We start from the raw sequence: 14,942 nt of genomic DNA on the forward strand, positions 1-14,942 counted from the left end.
CGGGTGTGAAGCCAAACCTTCCTTACAGAAGCCCTGACCTGCCGATACGTCAGCCTGCAAGGGCCGCGAGCGCGCTGGTGAACGCCTCGGCGGGCGGGCTCACCAGCCCCGCCCCCACCTGCCCGGTGCCCGCGACACGCCCGGCGATGCCCGTGTTGACCACGGGCAGCAGCCCGGTCCTGGCGACCAGCGCCACGTCGATCCCCACCGGCGTCCCCCGGAAGCCCAGCGCCGGGATCTGGTAGGCCGGATGCTCCGCCAGCGTGATCTCGTACATGGACCGGGTCGCCGCCACCGCGTCCGCCACCTCCCCGCCCACGAACCGCACGATCGCCGGGGCCGCCGCCATCGCGAACCCGCCCAGGCCCGACGTCTCCGTGATCGTGGAATCGCCGATGTCCGGGTTCGCGTCGCCCGGCCCGTACGCGCCGAGGAACAGCCCGTCCGGCACCCCCGCCGGGCCGGTGAACCAGCGCGACCCCAGCCCCGACACCTGCACGCCGAAGTCCGTGCCGTTGCGCGCCATCGCCACCACCAGCGACGAGCCCGGCACGTCCCGCGCCGCGTCGGTGCTCACCTTGGCCGCCGCCATCGCCGCGTTCAGGAAGAAATGGTCGTTGCCCGCGATGAACCGCAGCACGTCCGACGCGTTCGCCGGAGCCGCGTCGACCACCGCCGGAGCCAGCTCCCGCAGCAGCAGCGAGGTGGCCGCCCGGTTGCGGTTGTGCAGCTCGTCGCCCATCTGCAACGCCTGTGCGATCATCGCCCGCAGGTCGATCGGGCCCGCCAGCTCCACCGCCGCCGACAGCACCGGGCCCAGCACCGTGTCCATCCAGCGCAGCCGCTCCAGCACCTCCGGCCCGTACGCGCCGTACCGCAGCACCTTGCCCAGGCCCTCGTTGAGCGAGCAGTACGCGACGCCGCCGTGCTCGTCGTCCCGCACCTCGAACAGCCACATCGACGGGCTGACCACCCCCGCCATCGGCCCCACCGCGCCGTGCCCGTGACACGGCTCCAGCAGGACGTCACCCGAGGCCAGCGCCTGCTCGGCGGCCCGCTCGTCCGGCGCGTACCGCTCCAGCAGCATCGCGCCGATCAGCGCCCCGCGCAGCGGCCCCGACGCCCGCCGCCACGTGATCGGCGGGCCCGCGTGCAGGAACATGCCCCTGGGCAGCCGCAGCAGCTCCGACGCCCGCCGCACCCCCGCCAGGTACGGGCGGGCACCGGTCATCCGGCGCACCGCCAGCTCGTTGGCCGCCCGCCTGCGCGGATCCGCCAGCACCCGCCCCAGCGCCTCGGCCGTCCCCGCCATCGGCGGCCGCCACGCCACGGGCACGGTGTCGGCGGCCTGCTCCCGCAACGCCTCCGCCAGCGGTTCGGCCCCCACGGTGATCACCCTCGGCGGCCCGTCCAGCACCATCACGACACCTCCGTAACCGACCCCGGCCAAACCCCTCCAGGCGCGGACCCGGAACCAGGACCGGACCCAGGGCCGTGAGCGGCGGCCCCGGGCTCTCCGGGACCGGGACCGGCGTCGAGGCGAGTGGCCCCGGGCGCTCTGAGGACCGGAGCGGCGGCCCCGAGGACACCGGGACCGGACCCAGGGCCGGGAGCGGCGGCCCGGGGAGCCCCGGGACCGGGACCGGGACCGGGACCGGAAGCGGGGGCAGGGGATGGGGGGCGGCTGGCGGTGGTGGCGGCGAAGCGGGCGGCGCGGGCGTTGGAGGCGAAGACGGCGGCCCCGGCGGCCCGGAGGGTCTCGGCCTGCCGCCGGAGCCCCTGGGGGTCACCCTCGGTGCCGACCAGCGCGACCACGACCGTGGCCGGGGACGCCGCGATCGCCGGGGCCAGTGCGGCTGCCGGGTCGGGGTCGGCCCCGTGCCCGAGCACCACGTCCATCAGCACCACCGCGTCCGGCGGCACCTTCCGCAACGCCTCCAGCCGCAGCGTCGGGTCGATCATCGGATGCGCACGCGCCCGCGTGTAAACGTCGTCCCCGTAGTCGGTGAACTCCCCCCGGCCCGCGACCGCCGCCGCCTCCGCGCACAACGTGCCCCCGGAGTACACGCCGACCAGCGCCCGCTCGCCCCCGGTCCCGTCTCCGATCCCGTCTCCGCTGGAATCTGCGACGTCGCCAAGGGCCGTCCACGACGGCCAGTCGGGCACCGGCACGCCCAGCGCCCGCAGGGCCTCCTCGGCCGCCGACGTCAGGTCGGCGTCCCCGCCGAGCACGGCCGTCACGACCGGCGTGCGCAGCGCCCCCGCCACCTCCCGTACGGCCGCCGCCACCTCGGGCGACGGCGGCTTGGAGATCAGCACGATCAGCTCGGTCGCCGGGTCGTCGTCCAGCATGCGCAGCGCCCGCACGGTGGACCGGCCGCCGATCTCCGCCGACAGGTCCCGCCCGCCGACCCCCAGCACATGGCTGACCCCCACCCCGGCGAGGTCGAGCAGGCACGTCACCTGCTGCGCCCCGGTGCCCGACGCGGCGACCACGCCCACCGGGCCGGGCCGCAGCACGTTGGCGAAGCCCAGCCCGACCCCGCCGATCACGGCGGTGCCGCAGTCGGGGCCCATGACCAGGACCCCGCGCTCGTCCGCCCGCTCCTTGAGCAGCCGCTCCTGCTCCACGGGCACCCCGTCACTGAAGATCATCACCGGCAGCCCGGCCTCCACGGCGTCCAGCGCCTCGGCGAACGCGTGCTCGCCCGGCACCGACACCAGCACCAGGTCGGCGGGCGACCTGGCGGCCGACCGGGTGGTGCGCGGCGGCTGCTCCGCCTCCCGGCCCGGCGGGGCCCGCTCGGTGAGCCGCCGGTCCAGCTCCTCGGCGGCCCCGGCCACGTCGTCGCCCCGCAAGGCCACCAGCAGGTCGCCCGGGTCCGCCGCGGGCACGTCGAAGCCCAGGTCGCGGGCCAGGCCGAGGTTCAGCTGCGTGGCCATCGCCACCACCGCCACCTCGGCCCCCGGCAGGCCCGTACCGGCCCGCATGAGCGTCACCGAGTCGTGGTAGACGCCCCGGCGCACGAACACCGCATCACCCATGCCGACCCCCAGGACCGGGAACCCCGTACGGAAACCCAGGGGGCGGCGGCCCCCCGAGCGGGCGGGACGCCCCTCCGGCGCGGCGCACGGGGACGGGACGCCGGTCCCGCGTGGAAGGGCGCGCGCCCAGGGGGCGGGTCATCGGCGGCCGCCCAGGGCGAGGACGGCGTCGAGGCCGATGGCGATGCCCTGGGCGAGGTCGGCGCCGGAGGTGTGGCCGAGGGCGTGGAGGCGGCGCAGGGCCGGTTCGAGCGCCTGGCGTCCGGCGAGGGCGCGCAGGACGGCGACGACCTCGGGCCCGGCCTGGCCGCGCGCCGCGCAGTGCAGCAGCGTCGCGGAGATCGGCGTGGTGCGGGTGCGGGCGTCGTAGGTGACGGCGGCGGCGAGCCAGCCGGCGAGCTTGACCGCCTGCCCGGCGCCGGTCGCGGCGCCGAGGTGGCGCAGCGTCACCAGCAGCCCGGCCAGCACGTCGTCGCCGCTCGGGGTGAGCCCCGGCCCGAGGCCGACGAGCTGCTCGGCGGCGGTGACCGCGCCGACCAGCCGCCCGGACGCGCAGCTCACGGCCAGCAGATCGACGGCGGGGTGCCCGGCGAGCGCGGGCCCCGCGGGCGGAGGCGGGAGCGTCACGGCGGCGAGGCGGGCCGGGTCGACGGGGCCGAGGGGCGGGGCGGGGTCCCACCAGCGGCGGGCGCGCAGGCTGAGCCGGCCGAGCTCGACGGACCCGTCGCCGACGTGGGCGTCGTCGCCCACGGTGACGTGCGGCAGGGGAGCGGAGAGGAGGACGGAGTTGGGCAGCCGGGACGCCCCGCCCGTGATGACCGCGATCACCGACGGCTCCAGGTCGGTCCTGACCTCCAGGTAGATCCCGGCGGCGAAGGCGGCCAGCACCCGGGCGGGCCGCCGGGGCGCCTCCAGGACGGGCCGCACGGCCGCGCTGGCGGCGCCCGTGACGTGGGCGCGTGCGCGCCCCGCGTGAGTGCCGACCGTCACCGGACCTCCCTATCGACCTTGGACCTGACCGTAGAACGCGCCGGGCAACCCTCCGTACGGAGAAATTTGCCAACAGTCAGCGGGAAGGTTGGCTCTTCCTGCCAGACGTTTCTCGGGTCACAATCACCCCATGGAGCCCCCGGTCCGTCTCGCCAGCACCGGAACGATCATTCACGGCGTGTCCGTCGGGGAGGTGCTGGGCGTGTCGACGCTCGCGGGCGCCCGGCTGATCGCGGGGGAGCGCGGGCTGGGCCGCATCGTGCAGCGCCTCAACGTCATGGAGGTGCCCGACATCCTGGCCTGGGTCAAGCCGCACGAGCTGCTGCTGACGACGGGCTACCCGCTGCGCAACACGCCGCAGTCGCTCGGCCGCCTGGTCGCCGACCTGGACGAGCGCGGGCTGGCGGCGCTGGGGATCAAGCTGGGCCGCTACGTGGACGAGCTGCCCGCGGAGATGGCCGAGCAGGCGGAGCGGCTGGGCTTCCCGCTGATCCTGCTGCCGAACGACGTCGGCTTCGACGACATCCTCAACCAGGTGCTGACCGACATCCTCAACCGGCAGGCGGCGGTGCTGGTGCGGGCGGAGGAGGCGCACCGGGCGCTGGTGCAGGTGGTGCTGGCGGGCGGCGGGCTGGACGAGGTGACCGCCGAGGTGGCGGCCCTGCTGGACGTGGCGGTGGCGGCGGTCGACGGGCGCGGCCGGGTGCTGGCTGCGGCGGGCCCGCGGGAGCACGTGGCGGCGCTGCGCGAGTCGGCCGCCCACGACGGCCTCCCGGCCTCGGCCGGCCAGGGGCAGCCGGGTCAGCCGGGTCAGGCGGGTCAGCCGGGGGCGGGGCCGCGCGGGCGGGTGATGGCGTCGGTGCCGGTGACGGCGGGCGGGCACCACCACGGCCGGATCGTCGCCTACAGCCCCGCCGGGGCGATCCGCGACAGCGACGTCGGCATCCTGGAACGGGCGGCGACGGTCGCGGCGCTGGCCGTCACCCGCCAGGAGGCCGTCCACGCCGTCGAGTCGAAGTACCGGGCCGACTTCCTGCGCGACGTGCTCACCGGCCGGGCCGGCACGGCCGAGCGGGTGGCGGCGCGGGCGCGGGCGTTCGGCTGGGACCTGGAGCGGCCCGTCACGGTGCTGGTGGCCGAGCTCGACCCCGACAGCGACGAGCGCACCGCCCAGGACCGCCTGGTCACCTGCTGGACGGCCGCGCTGCGCCGCCACGACCCGGGCGGCGCGGTCGCGGGCTTCTCGCACGAGGTGGTGGCCGTGGTGGGCGCGGAGGTGGACGCGTCCAGGCTCGCCAGGGACGCCGCCGCCGGGTTCGCCGACGTGCCGCCGGCGACGTTCTCCACCGGCACCTCCCGCCCGAGCCCGGGGGTGGCGACGCTGCCCGAGGCGTACACGCAGGCGCTCAAGGCGGCGCGCGTCGGCCGCCAGCTGCACGGCCCCGGCGCGGTCGCGCACTTCGACCAGCTCGGCGTCTACCGGCTGCTGTCGCTGGTCAGCGACACCGACGAGCTGCACGCGTTCGTGAAGGAGACGCTCGGCCCGCTGTCGTCCGACGCCGACGCCGAGAACGCCGACCTGCGCCGCACCCTCCAGGTCCTGCTGGAGACGAACCTCAACGTGGCCGAGACCGCCCGGCGGCTGCACTTCCACTACAACACGCTGCGCTACCGCATCGGCAAGCTGGAGCGCCTGCTGGGCAACTTCACCGACGACCCCCACCTGCGCCTCAACCTGACGCTGGCCCTGCACGTGCTGCGCATGCGCGGCATCTAGGCTTGCTCTCCGTGGACCTGGAATTCGAGCTGCGCGACGACTTCATCCCGCTGTGCGACCTGCTGAAATACTGCGGCGTCACCGAGACGGGCGGCATGGCCAAGCATCTGATCGCCGAGGGCCTGGTGCTGGTCGACGGCGAGGTGGAGCTCAGGAAGACGTGCAAGATCCGCTCCGGCCAGGTGGTCAGCGGCGACGGTTTCGAGATCCACGTGAACTGACATCGCAGGTCACCCCCTATTGTGCTCTCCGGAACTACGGAGAGGACGGGCACGCGGATGGCGCTCGGGTGGAAACTGCACGGCGACGGCAAGAGGCTGACGCCGGGCGAGGTGGTCAAGCCGGACGAGCGGCTGTCGTGGCCCAGGACGGCCGGGATCGGGGCGCAGCACGTCATCGCCATGTTCGGCGCGACGTTCGTGTTCCCGCTGCTCATGGGCCTGGACGCGAACCTGGCCGTGATGATGTCGGGCGTCGCGACGATCATCTTCCTGCTGGTCGTGCAGGGCAGGGTGCCGAGCTACGTCGGGTCGAGCGCGTCGTTCGTGGGCGCGGTGGTGGCGATCCGGGCGGGCGGCGGCGACAGCGCGACCGTGACGGGCGCGCTGCTGGTGGTGGGCGTCGTGCTGGCGGCGGCCGGGCTGGCGATCCACCTGCTGGGGGTGCGGATCATCCACCGAGTGTTCCCGCCGGTGGTGACCGGCGGCGTGGTGATGCTCATCGGGTTCGGCATGGCGTACGTGGCGGCCGACAACTACTGGCCGCGCGATCCCTGGGTGGCGCTGCTGACGATGGTGGCGACGCTGGTGTTCGTCGGCCTGTTCCGCGGCTTCGTCGGCCGGATCGGCGTGCTGCTGGGCCTGGTGTTCGGGTTCGCGCTGTCGTACGTGTGGGACCTGGTCGGCGGGAAGATCGCCACGCCCGACGCGAGCGGCGCGACGACCGAGCGCTACCGGGTGGACCTGTCGAAGGTCGCCGAGGCCGACTGGTTCGGGCTGCCGGAGCTGCACGGTCCCGCGTTCGAGGTGTCGGCCGTCGTGCTGGTGCTGCCGGTGGTGATCGCGCTCATCGCCGAGAACGTCGGCCACGTGAAGGCCGTCGGCGAGATGACGAGGACCGACGTCGACGCCTACATGGGCCGGGCGGTGCTGGCCGACGGCGTCGGCACGGTGGTCGCCACGTCGGTGGGCGGCCCGGCCACCACCACCTACGCCGAGAACATCGGCGTCATGGCCGCCACCCGCGTCTACTCCACGGCCGCCTACTACATCGCCGCCGTGATCGCGATCCTGTTCGGGCTGTGCCCCAAGTTCGGCGCGCTCATCGCCGCCACCCCCGACGGGGTGCTCGGCGGCGTCACGACCATCCTGTACGGGATGATCGGGCTGCTCGGCGCGCGGATCTGGATGGAGAACAAGGTCGACCTGGCCGAGCCGGTCAACCTGCTGCCCACCGGGGCGGGCATCATCTGCGCGATCGGCCCGGTCGCCTTCCCGGTCACCGACACGTTCGCGCTGAGCGGCATCGCGCTGGGCACGATCGTGCTGCTGGCCGGCTACCACCTGCTTCACCTGGCCCGGCCGCGCCGGGAAGCCTGATCTCTGGTCAGCCGCGCAGTTTTGGCAGATCATGCCCGTGTACGTGCGCGCGGGCGGGCCTAATGTGCCCGCAACGCGGCAAGGCGGTCCGGGCGAAGAGGGGCTCGCATGGCTCTGAGATGGACCAGACACGGCGACGGCAGACACCTGGCTCCCGGCGAGGTCGTACGGCCTGACGAGCGGCTGAGCTGGCCCCGCATGGCCGGGTTCGGGGCCCAGCACGTGGTGGCGATGTTCGGGGCGACGTTCGTCTTCCCGCTCGTCATGGGGCTCGACCCGAACGTGGCGATCATGATGTCCGGGGTCGCGACGATCCTGTTCCTGCTGATCGTGAAGGGGAAGGTGCCCAGCTACCTGGGCACCAGCGCGTCGTTCGTGGGCGGGGTGCTGGCCGTGCGGGCGCTGTTCGGCGGCGACACGGCCGGGGCCGACGCGATCGTCACCGGGGCGATCCTGGTGGCCGGGCTCGTGCTGGCGCTGGTGGGGCTGGCGGTGCACTTCCTCGGCGTCCGGGTGATCAACCGGGTGTTCCCGCCGGTGGTCACCGGGGCGGTGGTCATGCTCATCGGGTTCGGCCTGGCGTACGTGGTGGCCGACGTCTACTGGCCGCAGGACCAGTGGATGGCGCTGGTCACGATGCTGATCACGTTCGTGGTCGTGGTGGCGTTCAAGGGGTTCCTCGGCCGGATCGGCATCCTCGTCGGGCTCGTGGCGGGGTTCGTGCTCTCGTGGGCGGCCGACCGGCTGTTCGGCATGGTGCCCGCCTACGACGACGGCGCCGTCCAGGTCGCGGCGCACTTCCGCGTCGACCTCGGCAAGGTGGCGGAGGCGCCGTGGTTCGGCTGGCCGGACTTCCACTGGCCCGGTTTCGAGGCCTCGGCCGTCCTGCTGGTGCTGCCCGCGGTCATCGCGCTCGTCGCCGAGAACATCGGCCACGTCAAGGCCGTCGGCGAGATGACGGGCACCGACGTCGACCCGTACGTGGGCCGCGCCGTCGCCGCCGACGGACTCGCCACCGTGGTCACCAGCGCCGTCGGCGGCTCGCCCACCACCACCTACGCCGAGAACATCGGCGTCATGGCCGCCACCAAGGTCTACTCCACGGCCGCCTACTACATCGCGGGCCTCATCGCGATCGCGTTCGGGCTGGTGCCCAAGTTCGGGGCGCTGGTCTCCGCGACGCCCGCGGGCGTGCTCGGCGGCGTCACCGTGATCCTCTACGGCATGATCGGGCTGCTCGGGGCGAAGATCTGGATCGAGAACCGGGTCGATTTCGCGGACCCGGTCAACATGGTCCCGATCGGCGCGGGAATCATCCTGGCGATCGGACCGGTGAAGCACATGATCAGCGGCGACTTCAGGCTGGAGGGCATCGCGCTCGGCACCATCGTGGTGGTGGGCGGCTGGCACCTGCTGCGCGTCATCGCCCGCCGCGCCCCCGCGCCTGCCGGGAGCGAAGCCGGGTGAAGCCGCCCCCGTTCGTCCACCACGCGCCCCGCGACGTCGGCGAGACCCTGGAGATCCTGGCCGAGGCGGGGCCGCGCGGCAAGGTGCTCGCCGGCGGCCAGAGCCTCATCCCGATGCTCAACATGCGCCTGGCCGCCCCCGAGCACGTCATCGACATCAACCGCCTCACCGAGCTCGACACGGTCGAGGCCGGGCCGGGCGGCGTCACCGTCGGCGCGCTGGCCCGCCATGCCCGGGTGGCGCGGGCCGGCGTCCATCCGCTGCTCGGCCAGGCGCTGCGCCTGGTCGCCCATCCGGTGATCCGCAACCGGGGCACCGTCGTGGGCAGCCTCGCGCACGCCGACCCGGCCGCCGAGCTGCCCGCGGTCCTGGCCGTGCTCGGCGGCTCGGTGCGGGTGGCCCGCGCGGGCGCCGCCCCCAGGGACGTGCCCGCCGCCGAGTTCTTCACCGGCCCGATGGAGTCGGCGCTGCGGCCCGGGGAGCTGGCCGTGTCGGCGCACTTCCCGGCGCTGCCGCCGCGCACCGGCACCGCCTTCGCCGAGGTCTCCCGCAGGCACGGCGACTACGCGCTGGCCGGCGTCTGCGCCGTCGTCACGCTGGACGGCGACCTGCGCGTCGCCTCGGCGCGGCTGGCCTGCATCGGCGTCGGCCCCGTGCCGCTCGTGGTGGATCTGGGCGCCGACTGGAAGAGCGCCGCCGACGCCGCGCGTGAGCGGGCGGAGCCGGACGGCGACGTGCACGCCAGCGCCGCGTACCGGCTGCATCTCGTCGGCGTGCTGGCGCGGCAGGCGGCCGAGCGGGCCGAACGGACGGCGAGAGAGGCGGCGGCATGACCGACGGGCGAGCAGCGTCCCCGCACGAGATCACGCTGGTGGTGAACGGCGTCGCACGCCGCGCCCGGGTGCCCGGCAGGCGGCTGCTGTCCGACTGCCTGCGCCACGACCTGGGCCTGACCGGCACCCACGTCGGCTGCGAGCACGGCGTGTGCGGCTGCTGCACGGTGCTGCTCGACGGCGAGCCCGTCCGCTCCTGCCTGACGCTCGCCGTCACCGTCGACGGCCGCGACATCACCACCGTCGAGGGGCTGGCAGGCCCCGGCGGGCTCTCGCCCGTCCAGCGGGCCTTCGCCGAGTGCCACGCGCTCCAGTGCGGCTTCTGCACCCCCGGCTTCCTGTGTACGGTGACCGCGCTGTTGCGCGAGCACCCGGCGCCCACCGACGAACAGGTCACCGAGGGCATCTCGGGCAACCTGTGCCGCTGCACCGGCTACCGCAACATCGTCAAGGCCGTGCACCGCGCGGCCGAGCTCATGGCGGAGGAGTCATGAGCACCCGGCTGTTCGGCGAGCCGATGCCGCGCAGGGAGGACCCCAGGCTGCTCACCGGGCAGGGCCGCTACCTCGACGATCTCGGCCCCGGCGCGCTCGCCGCCGCGTTCGTCCGCTCGCCGCACGCGCACGCCCGCATCCGCGACATCGACGTCAGCGGCGCCCTTGACGTCGACGGCCTCGTCGCCGTCTACACCTGGGAGGACCTGCCCGAGCGGATCGGCAGGCCGCTGCCGCTGCTCATCCCGCACCCGGCGCTCACCCACGGCCGCACCGCCCGCCCGCTGGCCCGCGACGTCGTCCGCCACGTCGGCGAGCCCGTCGTCATGGTCGTCGCCGAGGACCGCTACCTGGCCGAGGACGCCTGCGCGCTCATCGAGGTCGACTACGAGGTGCTCGAACCCGTCGCCGGGCTGGAGGAGGCCGCGCGCGGCGACCGGCTCGTGCACGCCGACGTGCCCGGCAACGTCGGCGCCCACCTGGTGCAGGAGGTGCCGTCGGCCGGCGGCCGGAGCGCCGCCGACGCGATCGCCGCGGCCCCGCACACGCTCTCCTTCCGGCTCGACATCGAGCGCAGCGCGAGCATGCCGCTCGAAGGCCGCGGCGTCTACGCCCGCTGGGACGGCGCCGACCTGCGCGTCTACTCCAGCACCCAGACCTCCACCAGCGTCCGCATGGCCATCGCCGCCGCGCTGGAGCTGCCGCTGCCGCACGTCGAGGTCATCGCCCCCGACGTGGGCGGCGGGTTCGGCGTCAAGATCGTGCACCCGTGGCCGGAGGAGCTGCTGGTGCCGTGGGCGGCCATGCTGCTCGGCCGGGAGGTCAAGTGGGCCGAGGACCGGCGTGAGCACTTCGTCGCAGCCGCCCACGAGCGCGGCCAGGTGCACCGGGTGCGGGTCGGGTTCGACGACGAGGGGCGGGTGCTCGGGCTGGACGTGTCGATCCTGCACGACCACGGCGCCTACACGCCGTACGGGATCATCGTGCCGATCGTCACGTCCACGCAGCTCCTCGGGCCCTACCGGATCGGGGCGTACCGGGTCGAGTTCACCGCCGTCTACACCAACACCGTCCAGGTCACGCCGTACCGGGGGGCGGGGCGGCCGCAGGGCGTTTTCTGCATGGAACGGACCATGGACAAGATCGCCCGGTATCTGGGCAAGGACCGGACCGAGGTGCGGGCGGCCAACCTGATCCGGCCGGAGGAGTTCCCGTACGACCAGGGCCTGACCTTCCAGGACGGCCGCCCGCTCGTCTACGACAGCGGCGACTACCCCGAGATGCTGCGCATGATCAAGGAGCTGATCGGCTGGGACTCCTTCGAGCGGGCGCCCGGCCGGGGCATCGGCATCGGCTGCTACGTCGAGGGCACCGGCGTCGGCCCGTACGAGGGCGGGCACGTGCAGATCACCTCCGACGGGCGGGTGCACGTCTCCACCGGGCTCACCTCGCAGGGGCAGGGCCACGAGACCGCGTTCGCCCAGATCGCCGCGACCGAGCTGGGCGTGCCCGTCGAGCGGGTCTCCGTCGTCACCGGCGACACCCGCCGCTTCGGCTACGCCGTCGGCACGTTCGCCTCGCGCGCCGCCGTGATGAGCGGCAACGCGATCGCGCTGGCCTGCGCCGAGGTGCGCGCCAAGGCGCTGCGCGTCGCCGCCGCCGCGCTGGAGGCCGACCCGGCCGACCTGACCGTCACCGACGGGCTCGTGCACGTCGTGGGCGCGCCGTCGGCGTCGATCCCGCTGGCCACGGTGGCGGTGCTGGCCAACCCGCTGCGCTACGCCTTCGACGAGGAGACGGCCCGCGCCACCCAGTTCGCCGGGGCCGCGTCGCCCGACCGGCCGCCGGTCGAGCCGGGCGAGGAGCCGGGGCTGGAGGGGCGCGGCTACTACTCGCCGATCCGGTCCACGTTCGCCGCCGGCATGCACGCGGCCGTCGTCGAGACCGACCCGGAGACCGCGGAGATCAAGGTCGTGCGCTACGCCGTCGTGCACGACTGCGGGCGGCTGATCAACCCGATGATCGTCGAGGGGCAGATCCACGGGGGAGTGGCGCAGGGCATCGGCGGCGCCCTGTACGAGCGGATGGCCTACGACGGCGACGGGCAGCTGCTCAACGCCTCGTTCATGGACTTCCTCATGCCGTACGCGACCGAGATCCCGCCCATCGAGACCGGCCACCTGGAGACGCCCTCGCCGCTCAACCCGCTCGGCATCAAGGGCGCGGGCGAGGCGGGCGTCATCCCGGTGTCGGCGGTGATCGCCTCGGCGGTCGAGGACGCCGAAGGCATTAGCATCGACCGCATGCCGCTTTCCCCGTCCGACCTTTTCCACCTGCGCGAGGGCGCGTGAGCGAGCTGCGCGCGCCCGCCGCGGGCCTGACCGCGCCCCCCGCCCTGCCCGCCGGCGCCCGCGTCGTCGACCTGGCCTGGAACGAGCTGACCGAGCTGCCCGCGAGCGTGACCGGGCTGACCGCGCTGGAGGAGCTGCGGCTCGACGGCAACCGGCTGCGCTCGCTGCCCGACCTGTCGGGGCTCGCCGCGCTGCGCGAGCTCCACCTCGACGGCAACGCGCTCACCGCGTTCCCCGCCTGCCCGCCGGGGCTGGAGAGCCTCTTCCTGTACGGCAACGCCGTCGAGGCCATCCCCGACCGGCTCCCTCCGGGCCTGCGCCACCTGGCCGTCGGCGGCAACCGGCTGAGCGCCGTGCCCGGCGCCGTGTGGGAGCTGACCCGGCTCGAATCGCTCAACCTGGCCGAGAACGCGCTGACGTCGATCCCGCCCGCCGTCGCCCGCCTGACCCGGCTGCGCATGCTCGACCTGGGCCACAACCGGCTCACCGCGCTGCCGCCCGAGCTGGGCGAGCTGCCCCTCACCGACTACCTGTACGCCAGCGACAACAGCCTCACCGAGGTCCCCGACACCCTCGGCAGGCTCGACCGGCTGGGCTACCTCAACCTGACCGGCAACCGGCTCACCCGGCTCCCCGCCACGATCGGCCGGATGGCGTCGCTGGTGGAGCTGCGGCTCTACGACAACCAGCTGACGGAGCTGCCCGAGAGCATCGGCGGCCTGACCCGGCTGCGCGAGCTGCACCTGCGCGGCAACCGGCTGACCGCGCTGCCCGCCTCCGTCGGCGAGCTGGCCGAGCTGCGGACGCTCGACCTGCGCGACAACCACCTGCGCGCCGTGCCCGCCGAGCTGGCCAAGCTGGACCGGCTCAGCCACCTCGACCTGCGCAACAACCGGCTGCGCGACCTCCCGGAACGCCTGCCGTACGTGGACAAGCTGGACCTGCGCTGGAACAAGCTCGACGGCGACCCGCCGGTGCTGCGCGAGCTGGCCGCCCGGGGCTGCGTCATCCTGCGCTGAACCATCGCGCGCTGAACCGGGCCGCCCGCCTGTGCGTACCTCCGCACATGAAGACTCGTCCATGTCTGGCCGCCCTCGCGCTGCTGGCCGGGCTCGCCGCCGCGTGCGCGCCCGGCGCCGAGGGCGGCGGCGTCCCGAACCCCGAGCCCGCCGCCCCCCTCACCGTGGAGCAGCTCGCCGCCAAGGTCGGCTGCACGCCCCGCATGCAGGTCGACGCCGCCGACATCCGCACCGGCTACTGCAAGACCGAGGCCGGCCGCTTCTTCGTCAGCACGTTCGTCACCGAGGAGGGCAAGAACGCCTGGATGGACACCGCCCCCGAGTACAAGCCGCACCTGGTGGGGCCGCTGTGGACGGTGCTGGCCGACCTCAAGGTCCTGCGCAAGCTGCAGGAACCGCTCGACGGCGACCTGCACCTGTCGGACCACCGCGTCACACAGTCGCCCGCGGCGGGCGACCGTGTCACACAGTCGCCCGCGGCGGGCTACTGACCACCGGGAGCGTGACGCGCTTCCTGAACACCCAGTACGTCCACCCCTGGTAGCCGAGCACGAACGGCAGCGCGATCAGCCCGATCCAGCTCAGCATCGTCAGCGTGTAGGGCCCGGAGGCCGCCTCGGCCAGCGTCAGGCCCGGCAGCGGCGCGCCCCTCAGCTCGGTGAACACCGCCACCGACACCAGCACCAGCGCCGCCGCCATCGCGGTGAACGCCCAGCCCTCGCGGCGCCGCCACACCAGCGCCGTCGCCGCCGCCACGGCCCCCATCGCGGCCAGCGCCGGGATCGTGCCCACCGCCGACAGCGCGACCACGGCCACCGGGACCACCACGACGCTGACGGCCAGCGCGGCGGTCCTGGCGCGCCGCCGCACCGGCCCGTCGGTGCGCAGCGCCAGGAACACCGCGCCGTGCAGCAGGCACACCGCCAGCGAGAACACGCCGCCCATCAGCGCCGCCGTCGCGCTGCCGAACAGCAGGTCGGCGAAGACCGTGCCCCACACGAACGCGGGCAGCGCGCTGCCGACCGTGATGCCCAGGTCGCACCAGAACGGCTTGGCCACCTTGCCGCGCCACTCCAGGCCCACCCCGCGCACGATCAGCCCGAGCAGCACCAGCATGACCGGGATGTAGAAGCCGCTGAACATGCCCGCGTACCAGGCGGGGAAGGCGGCGAACATGGCGCCGACGGCGGTGATCAGCCACACCTCGTTGCCGTCCCACACCGGGCCGATCGTCTGCAGGGCCTGCCGCTGCTCGGCCGGCGTCCGGCTGACGAACGGGGCCAGCAGGCCCACGCCGAAGTCGAAGCCCTCCAGGACGAAGTAGCCCGTCCAGAGGAAGGCGATGATGACGAACCACAGATCGATCAT

At 74.3% G+C, this 14,942-nt stretch carries 13 protein-coding genes; 9 read left to right on the forward strand and 4 right to left on the reverse strand.

Annotated elements, in window-relative coordinates:
* Positions 1–49: 49 nt before the first annotated feature.
* From ACBI99_RS10255 to ACBI99_RS10265, 3 genes are all read right to left on the reverse strand, one after another.
* Positions 50–1,420, reverse strand: coding sequence for a DUF1116 domain-containing protein (locus ACBI99_RS10255; RefSeq protein WP_375072243.1), 1,371 nt, complete (start codon positions 1,418–1,420; stop codon positions 50–52).
* Complete coding sequence (locus ACBI99_RS10260; protein ID WP_375072166.1) at positions 1,420–3,045, reverse strand: FdrA family protein; 1,626 nt, start codon at positions 3,043–3,045, stop codon at positions 1,420–1,422. The genes ACBI99_RS10255 and ACBI99_RS10260 overlap by 1 nt, the downstream gene beginning before the upstream one ends.
* A gap of 138 nt (positions 3,046–3,183) precedes the next feature.
* A complete protein-coding gene (locus ACBI99_RS10265) occupies positions 3,184–4,035 on the reverse strand; it encodes a DUF2877 domain-containing protein (RefSeq protein ID WP_375072167.1) in 852 nt (283 codons plus the stop codon).
* 130 nt (positions 4,036–4,165) lie between these two features.
* On the opposite strand from ACBI99_RS10265, the gene ACBI99_RS10270 reads away from it, so the two are divergent.
* The 9 genes from ACBI99_RS10270 (at position 4,166) to ACBI99_RS10310 (ending at position 14,065) form a co-directional block, all read left to right on the forward strand.
* Positions 4,166–5,812 carry a PucR family transcriptional regulator gene (locus ACBI99_RS10270; RefSeq protein ID WP_375072168.1) on the forward strand — a complete coding sequence of 549 codons (1,647 nt, stop codon included), beginning with the start codon at positions 4,166–4,168 and terminating at the stop codon, positions 5,810–5,812.
* 11 nt (positions 5,813–5,823) lie between these two features.
* Positions 5,824–6,033 (forward strand): RNA-binding S4 domain-containing protein, encoded by a 210-nt coding sequence (locus ACBI99_RS10275; protein WP_219506709.1) that lies wholly within the window; start codon positions 5,824–5,826, stop codon positions 6,031–6,033.
* A 57-nt stretch (positions 6,034–6,090) separates the two neighbouring features.
* Positions 6,091–7,410 (forward strand): uracil-xanthine permease family protein, encoded by a 1,320-nt coding sequence (locus tag ACBI99_RS10280; RefSeq protein WP_375072169.1) that lies wholly within the window; start codon positions 6,091–6,093, stop codon positions 7,408–7,410.
* Between the two features lie 108 nt (positions 7,411–7,518).
* Entirely contained in the window at positions 7,519–8,877 is a 1,359-nt protein-coding gene (locus ACBI99_RS10285; protein ID WP_375072170.1) for a uracil-xanthine permease family protein, read from the forward strand.
* Positions 8,874–9,710, forward strand: coding sequence for an FAD binding domain-containing protein (locus ACBI99_RS10290; protein WP_357589488.1), 837 nt, complete (start codon positions 8,874–8,876; stop codon positions 9,708–9,710). The genes ACBI99_RS10285 and ACBI99_RS10290 overlap by 4 nt, the downstream gene beginning before the upstream one ends.
* The gene (locus ACBI99_RS10295) at positions 9,707–10,204 is read left to right on the forward strand and encodes a (2Fe-2S)-binding protein (protein ID WP_357589486.1); all 498 of its coding nucleotides are present in this window, start codon (positions 9,707–9,709) and stop codon (positions 10,202–10,204) included. The genes ACBI99_RS10290 and ACBI99_RS10295 overlap by 4 nt, the downstream gene beginning before the upstream one ends.
* Entirely contained in the window at positions 10,201–12,555 is a 2,355-nt protein-coding gene (gene cutA, locus ACBI99_RS10300) for an aerobic carbon-monoxide dehydrogenase large subunit (RefSeq protein ID WP_357589484.1), read from the forward strand. Before ACBI99_RS10295 ends, cutA begins: the two co-directional genes overlap by 4 nt.
* Positions 12,552–13,574, forward strand: coding sequence for a leucine-rich repeat domain-containing protein (locus ACBI99_RS10305; protein ID WP_375072171.1), 1,023 nt, complete (start codon positions 12,552–12,554; stop codon positions 13,572–13,574). The genes cutA and ACBI99_RS10305 overlap by 4 nt, the downstream gene beginning before the upstream one ends.
* 47 nt (positions 13,575–13,621) lie before the next feature.
* Positions 13,622–14,065: a hypothetical protein gene (locus ACBI99_RS10310; RefSeq protein WP_219506692.1), complete on the forward strand. Its 444-nt coding sequence runs from the start codon at positions 13,622–13,624 to the stop codon at positions 14,063–14,065.
* Here ACBI99_RS10310 and cydB read toward each other — a convergent pair.
* Positions 14,037–14,942, reverse strand: a complete 906-nt coding sequence (gene cydB / locus ACBI99_RS10315) for a cytochrome d ubiquinol oxidase subunit II (protein ID WP_219506690.1) — start codon at positions 14,940–14,942, stop codon at positions 14,037–14,039. The two genes, ACBI99_RS10310 and cydB, sit on opposite strands and share 29 nt — an antisense overlap.

The organism is Nonomuraea sp. ATR24 (assembly GCF_041950485.1).
GTDB classification, from domain to species: Bacteria; Actinomycetota; Actinomycetes; order Streptosporangiales; family Streptosporangiaceae; genus Nonomuraea; species Nonomuraea ceibae.